The sequence below is a fragment of the Caulobacter sp. GW821-FHT10C03 genome (assembly GCF_059415485.1).
Genome location: NZ_JBWKNI010000009.1, coordinates 103,933 through 119,665, shown reverse-complemented (window position 1 = coordinate 119,665; position 15,733 = coordinate 103,933). Strand labels below are relative to the sequence as shown.

The following is a 15,733-nucleotide window of genomic DNA, read 5'->3' as shown; positions in this document are numbered from 1 at the left end:
TACGCCAAAGTAAACAACTGGTGAGCGATTTCGCCGCAGAATGAGATAAAACTTGGGCGTTGCGGCAACGCTTCGCCTCCGTTGGTTCATCGCCGCGTCGCGTTCGCGCCATGCGGGAACTCAGCGCACGGAGCAGCTTCACCCTAGGTTATGGTGCGCTGCACAAAAACGTTTGACTGCTGCACTGCAACATGAGAAAACCATGTCGTCCCAACGCATGGGGCAGGGCCGCGGAACGTCTCATTCCACCCGTCGCTCGAACCCGTGCCCCGCCACCTGCCCAGGAGCCTTCCCCATGGCCGTCACCGAGACCCTGAAGAGCACCGTCGAGCAATACACCTCCGCCGGCAACCAAGCGTTCAAGGACGGCGTCGACAAGTCGCTCGCCGCCCTGGCCGAGGCCAACACCCATTCGAAGAAGAACCTCGAAGCCGTCGTCGCTTCGGTGACCGCCGCGACCAAGGGCGCCGAAGCCCTGGGCGCCGAAGCCTTCGCCTACTCGAAGAAGGCCGCCGAGGACCAAGTCGCCGCCGCCAAGGCCCTGGCTTCGGCCAAGAGCGTGCAGGAAGCCGTCGAGCTGCAGACCGCCTGGGCCAAGTCGGCCCTGGAAGCCTACATCGCCCAGGTCAGCAAGGCTTCGGAGATCGTCTCGGCCTCGATCAAGGACTCGGTGAAGCCGCTGAACGAGCGCGTCACCGCCACGGTCGAGAAGTTCCAGGCCGCTCGCTAACCAAACCGAATTCGTAACGGCCCCGCTTGCGGGCCGTTTCGCAGATCTACCCAGCCTTTCGGCCCGGACCTCGCGTCCGGGCCTTTTTTCTTGGGCCCTTTGGCCCGGACGGTGCGTCCGGGCCTTTTTTCTTGTGCGAAGGCTTCCCCTTGCTAAGCATGCGCACTCGGTAAGGGAGCGTTTGAATGTCGAAGGTGGAAGAGCGTCTGGCGGGTCTCGGGATCACGCTGCCGGAACCGGTGGCGCCGGTGGCCAACTACGTGCCGTTCGTGCGGTCGGGCAATCTCGTCCACATCTCCGGCCAGATCTCGCTCGACGCCTCTGGCGGCATCAAGGGCACGGTCGGGGTCGACGTCGGCCTGGAGACCGCCCAGAAGGCCGCCCGCCTGTGCGGCATCAACCTGCTGGCCCAGATCAAGGCCGCGACCGGCGACCTCGACAAGGTGGCCCGCATCGTCAAGCTGGGCGGCTTCGTGCAGGCCGGCCCGGACTTCATCGACATCCCCAAGGTGATCAACGGCGCCTCCGACCTGATGGTCGAGGTGTTCGGCGACGCCGGCCGTCACGCCCGCTCGGCCGTCGGCGTCTACAAGCTGCCGCTGGGCTTCGCCGTCGAGGTCGACGCCGTGGTGGAGGTCTTCTGATGCGCGCCCGTCCGCGACCCGGGACCGAGGTGTTCGGCGAGGCGTGGGAGCGCCTGTTCGATCCGCCCGTGGCCCATCGCGGACTGTGGACGCCGGGCGGCGCGCCGGAGAACTCCCTGGCCGCCTTCCAGGCCGCCTGCGCCAAGGACTACGCCATCGAGCTGGACGTGCAGTTGACGGCCGACGGACAGGCGGTGGTCTTCCACGACGATCGCCTGGAGCGGCTGACCGGCGCCGAGGGCCGCCTGCGCGACCACACCGCCGCCGAACTGGGCGCGCTGAAGCTGTCGGACACGGACGAGACTATCCCGACCCTGGCCGACGCCCTGGCGGTGATCGGCCACCGGGCCATGGTCTATATCGAGCTCAAGACCCCGTTCGGCGAAGTGGGGGAACTAGAAAAGAAGGTCTCCGAGATCCTGATCGATCACAACGGTCCGATCGCGGTGATCGGCTTCAATCCCTATTCGCACGCCTGGTTCGCCGACCATCATCCGCAGATCCTGCGGGGTCTGGATTCCTACGGCTGGAACGACGACAACGCCCGCAAGCTGGCGCCGGAGCTGCGCAAGTCGCTGGCGGCGCTGGAGCAGGTGGAGCTGGCGCGGCCCGATTTCCTGGCGCTGGGCCTCGACATGCTGCCGAGCGCGCGCGCCGACGTGTTCCGGGGCAAGGGCATGCCGATCATCGCCTGGACGGTGCGCTCCCAGGACCAATGGGACGCCGTCTCCGACCATTGCGACAACCTGATCTTCGAGGGCTTCACGGCGTGAGTTCGCTTAAGGCGGAGGTGCGCATCCACCGCCGCATCGCCGATATCGGCAAGGAAGCCTGGGACGCCTGCGCCGGTCCGTCCGGCGACCCGTTCGTCAGCTTTGACTTCCTCGACATCCTCGAAGAGAGCGGCTGCGCCGGCGACCGCACCGGCTGGGCGCCGCATCACGTCAGCGTCGCCGACGTGGATGGGGCCATCGGCGGGGTGATGCCGCTCTATCTGAAGAACCACAGCCAGGGCGAATACGTCTTCGACCACGCCTGGGCCGACGCCTACGAGCGGGCGGGAGGCGACTACTATCCCAAGCTCCAGTGCTCGGCGCCGTTCTCGCCGGTGACGGGGCCGCGGCTGATCGCGCGGCCCGACGTCGATCCCGACGAGGCGCGCTCGGCTCTGCTGGGTGGGGCGCTGACCCTGTGCGACCGCCTGAAGGCCTCGTCGCTGCACGTGACCTTCCCGACCGCCGACGAATGGGACTGGATGGGCGATCGCGGCCTGCTGCGCCGGCAGGACCAGCAGTATCACTGGGAAAACGCAGGCTACGCGACCTTTGACGACTTCCTGGCGGCCCTGTCGTCGAACCGCCGCAAGACCATCCGCCGCGAGCGGCGCGACGCTCAGGACGGGCTGGAGATCGAGGCTCTGTCCGGCGACGAGCTGAAGGCGGAACACTGGGACGCCTTCTTCGGCTTCTACATGGACACCGGCGCCCGCAAGTGGGGGCGGCCCTATCTGAACCGGCGGTTCTTTTCGCTGCTGCACGAGCGGATGGCCGACAAGGTGCTGCTGATCCTAGCGCGTCGGCCGAGCGGGCCGTGGCTCGCCGGGGCCCTGAACCTGATCGGCCGCGACTGCCTATACGGCCGCCACTGGGGCTGCACCGAGGACGTGCCGTTCCTGCATTTCGAGCTCTGCTACTACCAGGCCATCGAGCATGCGATCCGGCTGGGCCTGCCGCGCGTCGAGGCCGGCGCTCAGGGCCAGCACAAGATCGCCCGCGGCTATCTGCCCAGCGCGGTCTACTCGGCGCACTGGATCGCCGACCCGGCCCTGCGCGAGCCGGTGGCGCGCTATCTGGAGCGCGAGCGCGAGGCGGTGGCGCAGGAGATCGAGGCGCTCACCGAGGAATATTCGCCGTTCCGCGAGGCGCGCTGAAGCGCTCGGCGGATCGGCTTTCAGAAGCTAGAGCCCATTTCCACCGAGCATCCCCGCGAAGGCGGGGATCCAAGCCGAGCCGACGGATGACCTGCTGCCGGGCCTCCTCCGGAACGTCAGTTTGGATCCCCGCCTTCGCGGGGAAAGACGGATTGGGGGGGGCGGGCAATGAACGTCGATCCGGACTAATGCAGCACGACCTCGGCGACCTTGTCGCAGTAGTCGCGCTTGGGATCGCGGCCGAGCATCAGGCGCATGCCGGCGAACAGGCTGTTCTCGTTCAGCCAGATGCGGGCGTGCTCGGGCTCGAAGCGCAGAAGGCGCAGCTTCGGGTCGTCCATGCCGTCGAACCAGGCGGCGATGAACGGGTTCCAGAGGCGCTCGACGGTGGTGAAGTCGGTGTCGATGCGCAGATGGCCGTCGATCTGGGCGAAGAGATCGTGGCCCTTGGACGAGAAGTGCATCACCGCGTCGCGCTCGTGGGGCAGGGCGGCGACGAGGTCGCTGTCGGCCGAGGTGAAGATCCACATCGGTCCGCTGTGATCGCCGTCCATCAGGACGGTCATCGGCTGGCTGTGGCCGCCCTCGACGTCGGGCAGTCCCAGCATCACCATGCGGTCGTTCTTGAGGGCTTTCCAGAACTTGGCGGTGAGATCGGCTTCCTTGGACATGGCTCTTGTCCTCCCGCCGTCAAAAACGTGGCTGTGGCCTCCCGCGTTCCCGTTCAGGAGCGGTCCCAGGCCGCTTTCAGCAGGGCCGCGACCTCGTCGTCGACCTCGGCCGGGGAGGCGAGGGCCAGCTTGGCCTTCAGCCGCTCGGACCAGCTTTCGTTCTTCGGTTCGGAGAGGCGAGGGGAGGCGTCGGGCGTCAGGGCCAGGCCCAGGGAGACGGTTCCGCCCTTAACCGGCTTGGCGGCGGCGAACTGCACCTTGTTCGACCAGGCGGTGAAGCCCTTGCGCTGACCGGTGACGAGGCCTGGGAAGTCGGCGACGGCCGCCTCGATCGCCTCCAGGATCGCCGTCGAGGCCGGGTCGGTCCACAGCGCCGCGCGCAGGCCCGCCGCGTCGTCCCAGCCCAGTTCCGACGGAAAGGCCTCGCCCAGGATGTGGGCGCAGCGATTGACGCCCAGGCCGTAATTGGCCTTCAGCCAGTCGACGCGGGCCTTGGGTTTGGTCTCCTTGCAGTCGCGGCGGACGATCTCGACCCACTGCGCGAGGGTCTTGCCGGTGTCGCGTTCCAGGCTGGCCTGCACCGAGGCGAACCACTTCTTCTGGCGGTCGGTCAGGCCTTGTCCGGCCTCGTCGATCTTGCCCACGCTTGCGCCCCCTCCCTGGTTTGCTAGGACCTGTCCCACGCAATGGAGACGGTCATGAGCCTTCACGGAACCTACGATCCGGACAACATCTTCGCCAAGATCGTTCGCGGCGAGATCCCGAGCGTGAAGGTGTTCGAGGACGACGAGGTCCTGGCCTTCATGGACGCCTTCCCGCAGTCGCCGGGCCACCTGCTGGTGATCTCCAAGACCTCGAAGGCGCGCAACGTGCTGGAGGCCGAGCCCAAGACCCTGGGGCGGCTGATCGGCGCGGTGCAGAAGGCGACCCGGGCGGTGACGCAGGCCCTGAAGCCCGATGGCGTCGTCGTCACCCAGTTCAACGGCGCGCCGGCCGGCCAGACGGTGTTCCACCTGCACTTCCACGTCATCCCCCGCTACGAGGGCCAGGCGCTGGGCCGTCACGGCGAAGGCATGGCCGACGCCGAAGAGCTGAAGGCCCTGGCCGCGAAGATCGCCGCGGCGCTCTGAAGCCTGAAGTTGCGACCCCGCGCGAACGCCTGCATAGGAGGCGCGGGGGCTGCATGAAACTTCATCCGATCACCTGGATCCTGCTGGGGGCGGCCGGTTTGCAACTGGTCGTGCTGGCCGGCTATTTCGTCGGCGTCGCCTACGCGGCCGGCGAGGCGACGCGCATGCCGTCGATCGGTCCGGCCGATATCGGTTTCCTGCAGGCCTGGCTTGCCCGGTGGCTGGGCGATGGATTGCTGCGGCTGGGCGCGATCGTCGCCAGCGTGGCGGGCGCGGCCTGGGTCGAGTTCCTTGCCCGAACCTATCATCAGTTGCGGGCCATGGGCGCGCAGGGAGAGACGACGTGTCCGACGCTCTGAACGCACCGGCCGACCGCGTGGCGGGCTTCTTTGGCCGCCTGCATCCGGTGACCCGCATCGTCGCCGCCGCGGCGATCGTCAGCCTCTTTGGCGACATCGTGCAGTTGATCGGCGTGATCTCGGCGCTTCAGCAGGGCTCGGCCCTGGCGCCGCTCAGCCAGTCGATCTCGACCTTCCTGAACAGCCTTGGCTACTCGATCGGCTTCATCGGCGGCGCGGCGAGCGTGGAATACCTGTTCCGCATCTGGCGCGAAGTGAAGGCCATCCGCGAGCGCGGCCAGGGCTGAGCCCCGAAGGCTGCTGACTAGGGCAGCAGCTTGATCAGGGCGGTGGAGATCGACACCAGCACGGCCATGCCGCCCAGCAGCGCCCAGCCCTGCAGGCGGATCTTCTCGCTGAGGTCGGTGCGGATGCGGGCCTCGGTGAGGGCGATGTCGCTCTTGAGTTCGTTGCGCACCGAAGTGATCTCGCTCTTCAACTCGCCCTTCACCGCCTGCAGTTCCGAGCGCGTCGCCAGTTCGCTGATGTCGGGGAGCACGGTCGTCTGCTGCACCAGTTCCACGATCGCCTCGGCCGCGCGTTCGTTCAGGCCCGCTTCACGCAGGCGCTTGGAGGCGCTCAAGGTGTCGAAGGCCGCATGGGTCATGCCCTCACGCTACGCGTTTGTTCCCGTTTTGTCTACAGCCGGCGCGTGAGCCGAATGAACCTTTTAACGGTTCCGCGTCTTAACCCTCCGGCCTGAGCTTCAGTAGCGGCCGAGGACCGTGAATGACCGATATCCTGGCCCGGCGCGGCCTCTATCGCCTGGTCTATGCGAGCCGGGCCGCCCATCCCGAGCAGTTGGACGAAACCCTGCGCGCCGTGGTCGCCAGGTCGATCCAGAACAACCGCGTCGACGACATCACCGGCTTCCTGGCGGCCGGGGAGGGGCGGTTCCTGCAGGTGCTGGAAGGGCCGGGCCAGACCGTCGCCGAGGCCTTCGCGCGCATCGGTCGCGACCCGCGCCACGACGAGATCGTGCTGATCGCCGACGGCCCGGCCGAGCGGCGGCTGTTCCGCGACTGGAACATGGGCCAGCGTCGGCTGGAGGTGGAGGACGCCTCGGCCCTGTCCGAGGTGGGGCTGGAGCACTTCACGCCCGCCGGCCTCGACGAGGAGCGGGCCTTGCGCCTGCTCACCACGCTCGGCGCGCGTCACCTGCGCTAAAGAAAAAGGCCCGGATCGCTCCGGGCCTTTTCCCTGATCATTTGGCGACTGGCCTTATTCGGCCAGGGCCGGCTCCTCGGCCTCTCCTTCGTCGGAGGGCGACTTGCCGGACTTGCCTTCCGAGGCGCTTTCGATCTCGAAGCCGATCTTGCCGTTCTCGAGCACCACCTTGACGTGGCCCCCGCGGATCAGGCGGCCGAACAGGATGTCGTCGGCCAGCGGCTTCTTGATGTGCTCCTGGATGACCCGGGCCAGCGGACGGGCGCCGTAGAGCTCGTCGAAGCCGTTCTTGGCCAGCCAGTCGGCGGCGTCGTCGGAGAGTTCGATCGTGATGTTGCGGTCGGCGAGTTGCGCCTCCAGCTGCATGACGAACTTCTGCACGACCTGGCGGATGATCTCCGGCGTCAGCGGCTTGAAGGCCACCGTCGCGTCCAGGCGGTTGCGGAACTCCGGCGTGAACAGGCGCTTGAGGGCGGCCTCTTCCTCGCCTTCGACCTTGGAGCGGCCGAAACCGATCGACTGCCGCTGGGCGTCGGAGGCGCCCGCGTTGGTGGTCATGATCAGGACCACGTTGCGGAAGTCGACCTTCTTGCCGTTGGAGTCGGTCAGGGTGCCGTGGTCCATGACCTGCAGCAGGATGTTGTAGATGTCGCTGTGGGCCTTCTCGATCTCGTCGAGCAGGACGACCGCGTGCGGGTGCTGATCGACGGCGTCGGTCAGCTGGCCGCCCTGGTCGTAGCCGACATAGCCGGGAGGGGCGCCGATCAGGCGGCTCACGGTATGGCGCTCCATGTACTCCGACATGTCGAAGCGGATCATCTCGATGCCGAGCGTCGAGGCCAGCTGCTTGGCGGCTTCGGTCTTGCCGACGCCGGTGGGGCCGCTGAACAGATAGGAGCCGATCGGCTTGTTCGGATCGCGCAGGCCCGCTCGCGCCAGCTTCATGGCCGAGGACAGCTGCAGGATAGCCTCGTCCTGGCCGAACACGGCGCGCTTCAGGTCGGCCTCGAGTTCCTTGAGGGCCTCGGTGTCCGACTTGCTGACCGACTTCGGCGGGATGCGGGCGATCTTGGCCACGACGGCCTCGATCTCCTTGACGCCGATCATCTTCTTGCGACGGCTTTCCGGCAGCAGCATCTGGCCCGCGCCCGCCTCGTCGATCACGTCGATCGCCTTGTCGGGCAGCTTGCGGTCGGTGATGTACTTGGCCGACAGCTCCACCGCGACCTTCAGGGCCTCGGCGGTGTACTTCAGCTTGTGGAAGTCCTCGTAGTAGGTCTTCAGGCCCTTGAGGATCTTGATGGTGTCTTCCACCGTCGGCTCGTTGACGTCGATCTTCTGGAAGCGACGGACCAGGGCCCGATCCTTCTCGAAGTGCTGACGGAACTCCTTGTAGGTGGTCGAGCCCATGCAGCGCAGGGTGCCCGAGGCCAGGGCCGGCTTCAGCAGGTTGGAGGCGTCCATGGCCCCGCCGCTGGTGGCGCCGGCGCCGATGACGGTGTGGATCTCGTCGATGAACAGCACCGCGTTGGGGTGGTTCTCGAGTTCCTTGACCACCTGCTTGACGCGTTCCTCGAAGTCGCCGCGATAGCGGGTGCCGGCCAGCAGCGCGCCCATGTCGAGCGAGTAGATGGTCGCTTCCGCCAGGACTTCGGGGACCTGGTGGGTGATGATCTTGCGCGCCAGGCCTTCGGCGATGGCGGTCTTGCCGACGCCGGGGTCGCCGACGAGCAGCGGGTTGTTCTTGGTGCGGCGGCACAGGATCTGGATCGCGCGTTCCACTTCGTTCGCGCGGCCGATCAGCGGGTCGACCTTGCCCTGGCGGGCCTTTTCGTTGAGGTCGACGCAATAGGCCTCGAGGGCCTCGCCGCCGGTCTTGGTGTTGGGCTTTTCCTGGTCTTCCTCGACCGCGGTCGCGCCCTTGGCGGCCTTGGGCTCGGAAGCGCCGGCCTTCTTGGCGATGCCGTGGGCGATGAAGTTCACCGCGTCGTACCGCGTCATGTCCTGCTCCTGCAGGAAGTAGGCGGCGTGGCTCTCGCGTTCGGAGAAGATGGCGACCAGGACGTTGGCCCCGGTGACTTCCTCGCGGCCGGACGACTGGACGTGGATGACGGCGCGCTGGATGACGCGCTGGAAGCCCGCCGTGGGCTTGGCGTCTTCTTCGTCGTCGACCACCAGGGACGAGAGCTCGACGTCGAGATAATTGACCAGACTCTTCTTGAGAGCGGTCAGGTCCACGTCGCAGGCTCGCATGACCCCAGCCGCGTCGTCATCGTCGGTGAGCGACAGCAGCAGGTGTTCGAGCGTGGCGTATTCGTGCTTTCGCTGGTTGGCGTAAGCCACCGCGCGGTGGAGGGATTCTTCGAGAGGACGCGAAAAAGAGGGCAAGGGGAGGCTCCTCAATCCTTTTCCATGGTGCACTGCAGCGGGTGCTGATGTCTGCGGGCTGAGTCGATCACTTGGGCGACCTTGGTCTCGGCGACTTCGTAAGTGAAAACGCCGCAGACCCCGACACCGTTCTGGTGAACGTGCAACATAATCCTAGTCGCGTCTTCGCGCGACTTGTTGAAGAACCGTTCGAGCACGTAAACGACGAACTCCATAGGGGTGTAGTCGTCGTTAAGGATCAGTACGCGATACAACGAGGGCTTCTGCGTCTTCGGCTTCACTTCCGTGACGACCGAAGAGCCCGCGCCGTTATTTTGTCCGCCTTGCTTTCGCTCGGCCATCGACCGCTTTCTCCCGGCGGGCAAATCACCCGCCTTCATGAATTAGATATGGAAAAGCGGCGGCTTTGGAAGAGGCCGCCGCCCAACTGCGCCGCTTTAACACAGGGGCGCCGTCGAAATCGGCTTCACGTTTGGGAGAGCGGCGAAGGTGGCCCGAGCGTTCCCGCGGCGAGGCGGGGAAATGGTGTGCGGCGTGGTGTCGCGCAAGGGGGCGGAGTTCTCCGCAGGCGTATGATGCGGGCGGCGTGGCCGCACCACAGGGAACCTCCCCCCGTGGGGGAGGAGATCGCGCAGCGATCGGTGGGGGGAAGACGACCGACGCTTCGAAAGCTGAAAACGTCCCCCCACCGGCCTTCGGCCGCCTCCCCCAGAGGGGGAGGTTCGTCAGCCCGTCACCGTATAGATCATGATCCCGGTGGCCACCGACAGGTTCAGGCTGTCGGCGCGGCCGCGCATGGGGATCTTGACGTTGACGTCGCAGGCGGCGGCCAGTTCGGGCGGCAGGCCCTGCTGCTCGTTGCCCATCAGGATCAGCGACGGCTTCACGTAGTCGGCGCTCTTGTGGTCGACGGTGGCGGTCAGCAGGGTGCCGACCACGCTGCCGGGCCAGTCCTCGCGCCAGGCCAGGAACTCCTGCACGCTGGCCTTGGCGATCTTGACGGCGAAAACCGAGCCCATGGTCGCGCGCACGCCTTCGACGGAATAGGGGTCGACGCAGTCGCCGACCAGGATGACGCCGCCGGCGCCGGCCGCGTCGGCGGTGCGGATGATGGTGCCCAGATTGCCCGGATCGCGGACGGCCTGCAGGGCCACCCAGCAGTCGGCGCTTTGCGGCACGATCGCCGACAGCGGCGTGTAGACTTGGCGGAACACGCCGACCACGGCCTGCGGGTTGTCGCGGCGCGAGACCTTTTCGAGGATCTCGCGGTTGACCTCGATGACCTCGCCGCCGGCGGCGGCGCAGGCCTTGGCGGCCTTCTGCAGCATCGGGTGGTCGGCGGCGTCGGGGCCGTACATCAGGATCTTGGGCGCGTGGCCGCAGTCGATGGCCTCGATGACGATCTTCAGGCCCTCGGCCAGGAACAGGCCGCTGTCCTCGCGCTCCTTGCGCATGTGCAGGGCGCGGACGGCCTTGACCGTGGCGTTGGTCAGGGAGGTGACGGTCTTGACGTTGCTCATGTCGCTCAGGCCTCCGACGACCAGCGGGCGAAGAAGGACAGGCCGATCTGGCGGTCGCCCTTGTCTTCCACGAGGGACAGCTCGCCCCAGTCGATGACGCCGGCCCGGCCTTCGAGCGCCTGGGCCAGCAGGCCCGACATGGCAGCCCCCGACACGCGGGCGGCATAGGCGTTCATCAGCAGGAAGTCGGCGTCTTCCGCCAGCAGCTGGGCGCAGTCGGCGGTCAGGGCCGGCAGGTCCTCGAACAGGCGCCAGACCTCGCCGTCGGGGCCGCGGCCGAACTTCGGCGGATCCAGGATGATGCCGTCATAGACGTTGCCGCGGCGGACCTCGCGGGCGACGAAGCGGCGGGCGTCCTCGACGATCCAGCGGATCGGCTTTTCGGCGAGGCCGGCGAAGGCGGCGTTCTCGCGCGCGAAGCCGACCGACTTCTTGGAGGCGTCGACGTGGGTGACGTGGGCGCCGGCGGCGGCGCAGACCAGGCTGGCCACGCCGGTGTAGCCGAACAGGTTGAGGATCCGGGGCTGGCGGCCGCGGGCCTTGACGAAGGCGCGCACGCGCTCGTCCTGCCAGGCCCAGTTGGCGGCCTGCTCGGGGAAGAAGGCCAGGTGGCGGAACGGCGTGAACTGGCCGTGGAACTTCGCCTCGCCCCAGGCGAGGTCGAACTTCTCGATCGGCTTGCCGTGGAAGCGCCAGCGGCCGGCCTCGTCCTCGTCGGACGGATCGAACACTGCGTCGGCCTCGTCCCAGGCCTGGGCGGGCAGGCGCGGCTCCCAGAAGCACTGCGGCTCGGGGCGGACGACGGTGTAGCGGCCGTAGCGCTCCAGCTTCTTGCCGCGCCCGCTGTCGAGCAGGGCGTAGTCGGCCCAGCCGGCGGTGCGCATGACGATGGGAGAGGCGGCGATGGTCGGATGCATGGCCACGCCATACGCGCTCAGCCCAAGCGTCGTCCAGCCCGAGGCGCATGCGGGGTCTTGTCCCAGTGGTGCGGACGCAGGACGAACTGGACCAGTGCGTGGCAGCCGGCCCAGCCCTGCGCCAGCCAGATCAGGGGCAGGCCCAGCAGGTCCAGCCACTTGGCCCGGCCGCCCGCGCGCCGGCGGCCGACGACCGCGGCGATGGCCGAAGCGCCCCAGGCATAGAAGAAGAGCACCAGGCCGGCGCCGTCGATCGCGGCCTGGCCGTCGGGCAGCAGGTCGAGCGCGAGCATCAGCATCACGCCGGCGAAGATCGGCGCGTGCAGGTGCGTCGAGGCCAGCGACAGGACCAGCGTGAGGAACAGCGCCAGGGCCACGCGCGGCCGGCGAACGGCGGGGCCGCGCAGATGAACCGCCAGGGTCTGGAGGTGGCCCTTGATCCACCGGGCCCGCTGCGGCCGCCAGGCCTTCCAGCTGGTCGGGGCGGTCTCCAGCGTCGGCGGGGCGATGACGTCCAGCGCGTAGCCGGCGGCGGCAAGGCGGAAGCCGACATCGGCGTCTTCGGTGACGTTGAAGGCGTCCCAGCCGCCGACGGCGTGCAGGGCCTCGACGCGGAAGTGGTTGCTGGTGCCGCCCAGGGGAAAGGCCAGCCGCCAGCGCGCCAGGGCCGGCAGCAGCACCTCGAAATGGGCGGCGTATTCCTGCTGGAACTGGCGGGGCAGGAACCCGGAGATGGCCGGGATCTCGATGCGCAGCGGCGCTTGCAGGCAGGCTAGGTCGGGCGGACCGGCGGCGAAGCGGGCGGCGGCTTCGCGCAACTGGCCAGGATCGGGGGCGTCCTCGGCGTCGTAGATCACCAGCAGCTCGCCGCGGGCGCGGCCCAGGGCGTGATTGCAGGCGCGAGGCTTGGTCTTGGGCGCGCCGGGCGGAACGACCAGCACCTGGATGAAGGCCGGCAGGTCCAGGGCGTGGAAGGCGGCGATGGTCTCGACGTCGTCGGCCTCCAGCATGATCAGGGCCTGGAGGCGGTCGCGCGGATAGTCCAGGCGGTCGAGGCCCGCCGCCAGTTCGGCGGCGACCGAGGCTTCCTTGTAGAGCGGGGCGATCACCGTATAGGCGGGCAGGTCGGCGTCGGGCAGGGGCGGGACCGGGATCCGCCGTGGCGGCGTGCAGGCCGCCACGAGCCGCAGCGAGGCCAGCAGGGCGAAGAGCGCCAGGCCCGTCCAGCCGAGCGCGGCCAGCGTGATCCTCGGCGCCAGCGCCGCGCTCGCGGCCAGGACGATGGCGATCAGGATCAGCGCGACGCCCTGGCCGGTGCTCAGTCGGCGATGCGCCCCGTCGGCGAGCGGCAGGGGTGCGACGAGCGGCGGATCGGCCAGGACGTGATGGTCCTGCTCCTCGACGTGCAGCCGCCGGTCTTCGCGCGCCATGTCGTTCCCCCACAACTAGGCCTGATCGGTGGGAGCGACTCGATTAACTCAACTATAAAGTGTCAAACAGAAAAATACGCGTTCTACGCAAAAGCTGCGGCGCGCTTGTCGGCCCTGGGTGATTCCCGTTTACTGTCAGATCGGGGAAGAGGGAGGAAGTACCGTATCGTGACCGTTGCGTTGAAGAAGCCGACCAGGTCCGCCCGCAAGCCGAAGGGCGACGGGCACATGCGCCGGGGCGAGATCCTGGCCGCCGCCGAGAAGATCTTCATCGCCGAGGGCTACGCGGGGGCGACGATCCGCAAGATCGCCGACGCCGTGGGCGTGTCCTCGACCGCGCTCTACATGCACTTCCGCGACAAGGACCAGATCCTGCTGGAGATCGGCCGCGAGGCCATCGAGCAGCTGCTGGCCATCAATGTCGCCCTGTCGCACGAGCCGGTCGACGCGGTGGAGAAGGTGCGGCGCATGCTCGACGCCTACATGCGCTTCGCCCTGGACAATCCCAACACCTACCAGCTGGTGTTCTGCGGCTCGAGCGAGGCGATCTCGGTGGAGAAGCAGCAGGCCGTGTCCGACCTCGGCGACGCCTGTTTCGACGAGTTCAGCGGTCCGATCCGCGAGATCGCCGCCGCCGGCCGGCTGAAGACCGGCACCGCCGAGAGCGCCGCCCAGGTGCTGTGGGCGGCCTGCCACGGCATCGTCTCGCTGGTCATCACCAAGCCGAGCCGCAACTGGGCTCCGCACGAAGAGCTGATGCAGGTCACGCTCGACGGGGTGCTGCACGGGCTGATCACGGAGTAGGGCGTCCCCACTCCAATTTTTCGTCATCCCGGCCGTAGCGCGCAGCGCGGAGAGCCGGGACCCAGGGGCCGCCGCAATGCAGCGGCGACAGCCTTCATGGTCGACCTGACCTCCACGCCCAGTCCCCTGGGTCCCGGGTCTACGGTCCGCTGCGCGGCCCTCCGCCCGGGATGACGCGCGGGGGGATCGGGCGAATTGGGTCGGAAGCGCGCCAGCGTCGGCCCGACTCCACACCTCCCTTCCGGTAACCAGATGCCTTCAAAGCCTTGCGTCGCCAGGGGTTGGCGCGGGCGAGTCCTCGCCGGTCATCGTCCGTGAGGGGAGGGTGGCGCCTGCTTTCCGGGCGCCGCCCAAGCTTTGGGCGCCGTGCTGCTGCGCAGAAACGGGCGCCGCACCCGCGAAATGGTCGATAACGCCGGTTTTCAGATTGTCGGCGTCCCGACGTGGTGCGTCCCTGATGGCGACACGCGGGGCAACGACGTCCTGCGAGGGTCCTTGAAGGACCTACGCCGACGACGGGGTCGGCGACTGTTTTGGACAACGACGTCCGGAGGGGGCTCACGCCCTCGCCGGGCGTTTTTTTTTTGCCTGAGGGGAAGAGGTATGAACACGAAGAGGGCCGGGCTCACGCTCGGCGCTGGGCTCGCGGCGCTGCTGTGGGCGACGGGAACCTACGCCCAAACGGCGGCGACGCCGGAGCAACCGGCGGCCACGGAAGCCGCACCGGAAACGGTTGCGGAGCCCGCGCCGGAGCCGGCCGAGCCGCCGCCTACGCCCGCGCCGCCGCCGACGTTCAGCGACCAGGTCGCGGCCGGCAAGGTGATCCTGGAGGTCCGCGCCCGCTACGAGAGCGTCGACCAGGCCAACCTGGCCGACAAGGCCTCGGCCTTCACCGTCCGCACGCGTCTTGGCTGGGAGACCGCCGAGTTCCACGGCCTCAAGGGCCTGATCGAGTTCGAGGACGTCCGTCAGATCGGCGAGGAGCACTACGCCGTCAACGTGCCGGGCGCGACGACCGCCCCGCTGAACGGCGCCGACAAGGCCCGCTATCCGATCGTCAACGATCCCGACGTCACCGAACTGAACCGCGCCCAGGTGACCTGGACGCCCAGCGCGGCCCTGCAGGTCACCGCCGGCCGCCAGCGCATCCTGATCGACGACCAGCGCTTCGTCGGCGCCGTCGCCTGGCGCCAGGACGAGCAGACCTTCGACGGCGTGCGCGCCGACTTCGCGCTTGGCCGGGTGAAGGGGACCTACGCCTACATCAACCACGTCAACCGGGTGCTGGGCGAGCTGAAGGACTGGGACAGCGACAGCCACCTGCTGAACGTCACCTGGTCGCCGGCCGAGGCGCTACGCCTGCAAGGCTTCGTCTACGCGCTGGACTTCGGCAATTCGGCGATCAACTCGTCGATCACCAAGGGCGCCAAGGCCTCGGGCAAGACCTGGGTCGGGCTCTATCAGCTGGCCTACAACGCCACCTTCGCCCGCCAGAGCGACTATCACGGCAACACCGCCGCCTATGACCTCGACTATGTCGGCGGCGACGTGGCCGGCACGTTCGACATCTACACCCTCAAGCTCTCCTACGAGTCGCTGGAGGGGAACGGAACGCGGGGCTTCACCACGCCGCTGGCCACCGCCCACGCCTTCAACGGCTGGTCGGACGCCTTCGTCACGGGGGGCGGCAACAAGGGCTTCGCCGACGGGCTGGAGGACCTGAACCTGAGCCTCAACGTCAAGCCGCGCTTCAAGCGGACCTACTTCTTCAACAGCGACGTCGTGGTCCGCTACCACGACTTCAACGACCAGCGCACCGGCGCCGACCTCGGCAGCGAATGGAACGTGCAGGTCACCGCGGCGATCACGCCCAAGCTCTCGGTGCAGCTGAAGTACGCCGACTTCCAGCGCGAAACGACCGTGCCGGCCGGGACCCTGGCCCCGCCAGCCTCGCGGACCAAGGCCTGGTTCACCCTCGAATACAAGCTCTGAGACGGAACGCCG

The 15,733-nt window shown here is 67.9% G+C and carries 18 protein-coding genes; 10 read left to right on the top strand and 8 right to left on the bottom strand.

What is annotated here, in order from left to right:
* Positions 1–295 precede the first annotated feature (295 nt).
* From AC07NG_RS13845 to AC07NG_RS13830, 4 genes are all read left to right on the top strand, one after another.
* Positions 296–730 carry a phasin family protein gene (locus AC07NG_RS13845; protein WP_487289765.1) on the top strand — a complete coding sequence of 145 codons (435 nt, stop codon included), beginning with the start codon at positions 296–298 and terminating at the stop codon, positions 728–730.
* A 185-nt stretch (positions 731–915) separates the two neighbouring features.
* The gene (locus AC07NG_RS13840) at positions 916–1,374 is read left to right on the top strand and encodes a RidA family protein (RefSeq protein ID WP_494594589.1); all 459 of its coding nucleotides are present in this window, start codon (positions 916–918) and stop codon (positions 1,372–1,374) included.
* The gene (locus AC07NG_RS13835; protein WP_494594587.1) at positions 1,374–2,147 is read left to right on the top strand and encodes a glycerophosphodiester phosphodiesterase; all 774 of its coding nucleotides are present in this window, start codon (positions 1,374–1,376) and stop codon (positions 2,145–2,147) included. Before AC07NG_RS13840 ends, AC07NG_RS13835 begins: the two co-directional genes overlap by 1 nt.
* Positions 2,144–3,304, top strand: coding sequence for a GNAT family N-acetyltransferase (locus tag AC07NG_RS13830; protein ID WP_494594586.1), 1,161 nt, complete (start codon positions 2,144–2,146; stop codon positions 3,302–3,304). The genes AC07NG_RS13835 and AC07NG_RS13830 overlap by 4 nt, the downstream gene beginning before the upstream one ends.
* Before the next feature lie 185 nt (positions 3,305–3,489).
* On the opposite strand, the gene AC07NG_RS13825 is transcribed toward AC07NG_RS13830, so the two are convergent.
* Positions 3,490–3,975 (bottom strand): pyridoxamine 5'-phosphate oxidase family protein, encoded by a 486-nt coding sequence (locus AC07NG_RS13825; RefSeq protein WP_494594585.1) that lies wholly within the window; start codon positions 3,973–3,975, stop codon positions 3,490–3,492.
* Positions 3,976–4,028: 53 nt separating this feature from the next.
* Complete coding sequence (locus AC07NG_RS13820) at positions 4,029–4,610, bottom strand: DUF4287 domain-containing protein (RefSeq protein WP_494594687.1); 582 nt, start codon at positions 4,608–4,610, stop codon at positions 4,029–4,031.
* Between the two features lie 63 nt (positions 4,611–4,673).
* Here AC07NG_RS13820 and AC07NG_RS13815 point away from each other — a divergent pair, with 63 nt between their 5' ends.
* The 3 genes from AC07NG_RS13815 to AC07NG_RS13805 are packed head-to-tail and all read left to right on the top strand — an operon-like array spanning position 4,674 to position 5,751.
* Positions 4,674–5,105 carry an HIT family protein gene (locus AC07NG_RS13815; RefSeq protein ID WP_494594583.1) on the top strand — a complete coding sequence of 144 codons (432 nt, stop codon included), beginning with the start codon at positions 4,674–4,676 and terminating at the stop codon, positions 5,103–5,105.
* A gap of 53 nt (positions 5,106–5,158) precedes the next feature.
* A complete protein-coding gene (locus tag AC07NG_RS13810; RefSeq protein WP_492857257.1) occupies positions 5,159–5,464 on the top strand; it encodes a hypothetical protein in 306 nt (101 codons plus the stop codon).
* A complete protein-coding gene (locus tag AC07NG_RS13805; protein WP_492857259.1) occupies positions 5,449–5,751 on the top strand; it encodes a hypothetical protein in 303 nt (100 codons plus the stop codon). The genes AC07NG_RS13810 and AC07NG_RS13805 overlap by 16 nt, the downstream gene beginning before the upstream one ends.
* A 17-nt stretch (positions 5,752–5,768) precedes the next feature.
* Here AC07NG_RS13805 and AC07NG_RS13800 read toward each other — a convergent pair whose 3' ends face one another.
* Positions 5,769–6,110, bottom strand: a complete 342-nt coding sequence (locus tag AC07NG_RS13800) for a CCDC90 family protein (RefSeq protein ID WP_492857260.1) — start codon at positions 6,108–6,110, stop codon at positions 5,769–5,771.
* A 122-nt stretch (positions 6,111–6,232) separates the two neighbouring features.
* Here AC07NG_RS13800 and AC07NG_RS13795 point away from each other — a divergent pair, with 122 nt between their 5' ends.
* Complete coding sequence (locus AC07NG_RS13795; RefSeq protein ID WP_492857261.1) at positions 6,233–6,670, top strand: BLUF domain-containing protein; 438 nt, start codon at positions 6,233–6,235, stop codon at positions 6,668–6,670.
* Between the two features lie 54 nt (positions 6,671–6,724).
* Here the strand turns inward: AC07NG_RS13795 and clpA are convergent, their stop codons facing one another.
* The 5 genes from clpA to AC07NG_RS13770 all read right to left on the bottom strand — a co-directional run bounded on the left by clpA (position 6,725) and on the right by AC07NG_RS13770 (position 12,925).
* Positions 6,725–9,058, bottom strand: a complete 2,334-nt coding sequence (gene clpA / locus AC07NG_RS13790) for an ATP-dependent Clp protease ATP-binding subunit ClpA (protein ID WP_494594580.1) — start codon at positions 9,056–9,058, stop codon at positions 6,725–6,727.
* A gap of 11 nt (positions 9,059–9,069) precedes the next feature.
* Entirely contained in the window at positions 9,070–9,399 is a 330-nt protein-coding gene (clpS, locus tag AC07NG_RS13785) for an ATP-dependent Clp protease adapter ClpS (protein WP_101715544.1), read from the bottom strand.
* 384 nt (positions 9,400–9,783) lie between these two features.
* Entirely contained in the window at positions 9,784–10,578 is a 795-nt protein-coding gene (locus AC07NG_RS13780; protein ID WP_494594578.1) for a TrmH family RNA methyltransferase, read from the bottom strand.
* A 5-nt stretch (positions 10,579–10,583) separates the two neighbouring features.
* The gene (locus tag AC07NG_RS13775; RefSeq protein ID WP_110119028.1) at positions 10,584–11,495 is read right to left on the bottom strand and encodes an RsmD family RNA methyltransferase; all 912 of its coding nucleotides are present in this window, start codon (positions 11,493–11,495) and stop codon (positions 10,584–10,586) included.
* Positions 11,496–11,512: 17 nt separating this feature from the next.
* Complete coding sequence (locus AC07NG_RS13770) at positions 11,513–12,925, bottom strand: glycosyltransferase (protein ID WP_494594577.1); 1,413 nt, start codon at positions 12,923–12,925, stop codon at positions 11,513–11,515.
* 168 nt (positions 12,926–13,093) lie between these two features.
* Between AC07NG_RS13770 and AC07NG_RS13765 the strand changes: the two genes are divergently transcribed.
* Both AC07NG_RS13765 and AC07NG_RS13760 read left to right on the top strand, forming a co-directional pair.
* Entirely contained in the window at positions 13,094–13,729 is a 636-nt protein-coding gene (locus AC07NG_RS13765; protein ID WP_487290777.1) for a TetR/AcrR family transcriptional regulator, read from the top strand.
* Between the two features lie 603 nt (positions 13,730–14,332).
* Positions 14,333–15,721: an alginate export family protein gene (locus AC07NG_RS13760; protein ID WP_494594576.1), complete on the top strand. Its 1,389-nt coding sequence runs from the start codon at positions 14,333–14,335 to the stop codon at positions 15,719–15,721.
* Positions 15,722–15,733: the final 12 nt, after the last annotated feature.

Coding starts and splice junctions, on each gene's coding strand:
- AC07NG_RS13795 (WP_492857261.1), top strand. CDS start 6,233: ATGACCGATATCCTGGCCCGGCGCGGCCTCTATCGCCTGGTCTATGCG.
- AC07NG_RS13835 (WP_494594587.1), top strand. CDS start 1,374: ATGCGCGCCCGTCCGCGACCCGGGACCGAGGTGTTCGGCGAGGCGTGG.
- AC07NG_RS13825 (WP_494594585.1), bottom strand. CDS start 3,975: ATGTCCAAGGAAGCCGATCTCACCGCCAAGTTCTGGAAAGCCCTCAAG.
- AC07NG_RS13845 (WP_487289765.1), top strand. CDS start 296: ATGGCCGTCACCGAGACCCTGAAGAGCACCGTCGAGCAATACACCTCC.
- AC07NG_RS13810 (WP_492857257.1), top strand. CDS start 5,159: ATGAAACTTCATCCGATCACCTGGATCCTGCTGGGGGCGGCCGGTTTG.
- AC07NG_RS13770 (WP_494594577.1), bottom strand. CDS start 12,925: ATGGCGCGCGAAGACCGGCGGCTGCACGTCGAGGAGCAGGACCATCAC.
- AC07NG_RS13815 (WP_494594583.1), top strand. CDS start 4,674: ATGAGCCTTCACGGAACCTACGATCCGGACAACATCTTCGCCAAGATC.
- AC07NG_RS13760 (WP_494594576.1), top strand. CDS start 14,333: ATGAACACGAAGAGGGCCGGGCTCACGCTCGGCGCTGGGCTCGCGGCG.
- AC07NG_RS13840 (WP_494594589.1), top strand. CDS start 916: ATGTCGAAGGTGGAAGAGCGTCTGGCGGGTCTCGGGATCACGCTGCCG.
- AC07NG_RS13780 (WP_494594578.1), bottom strand. CDS start 10,578: ATGAGCAACGTCAAGACCGTCACCTCCCTGACCAACGCCACGGTCAAG.
- AC07NG_RS13775 (WP_110119028.1), bottom strand. CDS start 11,495: ATGCATCCGACCATCGCCGCCTCTCCCATCGTCATGCGCACCGCCGGC.
- AC07NG_RS13800 (WP_492857260.1), bottom strand. CDS start 6,110: ATGACCCATGCGGCCTTCGACACCTTGAGCGCCTCCAAGCGCCTGCGT.
- clpS (WP_101715544.1), bottom strand. CDS start 9,399: ATGGCCGAGCGAAAGCAAGGCGGACAAAATAACGGCGCGGGCTCTTCG.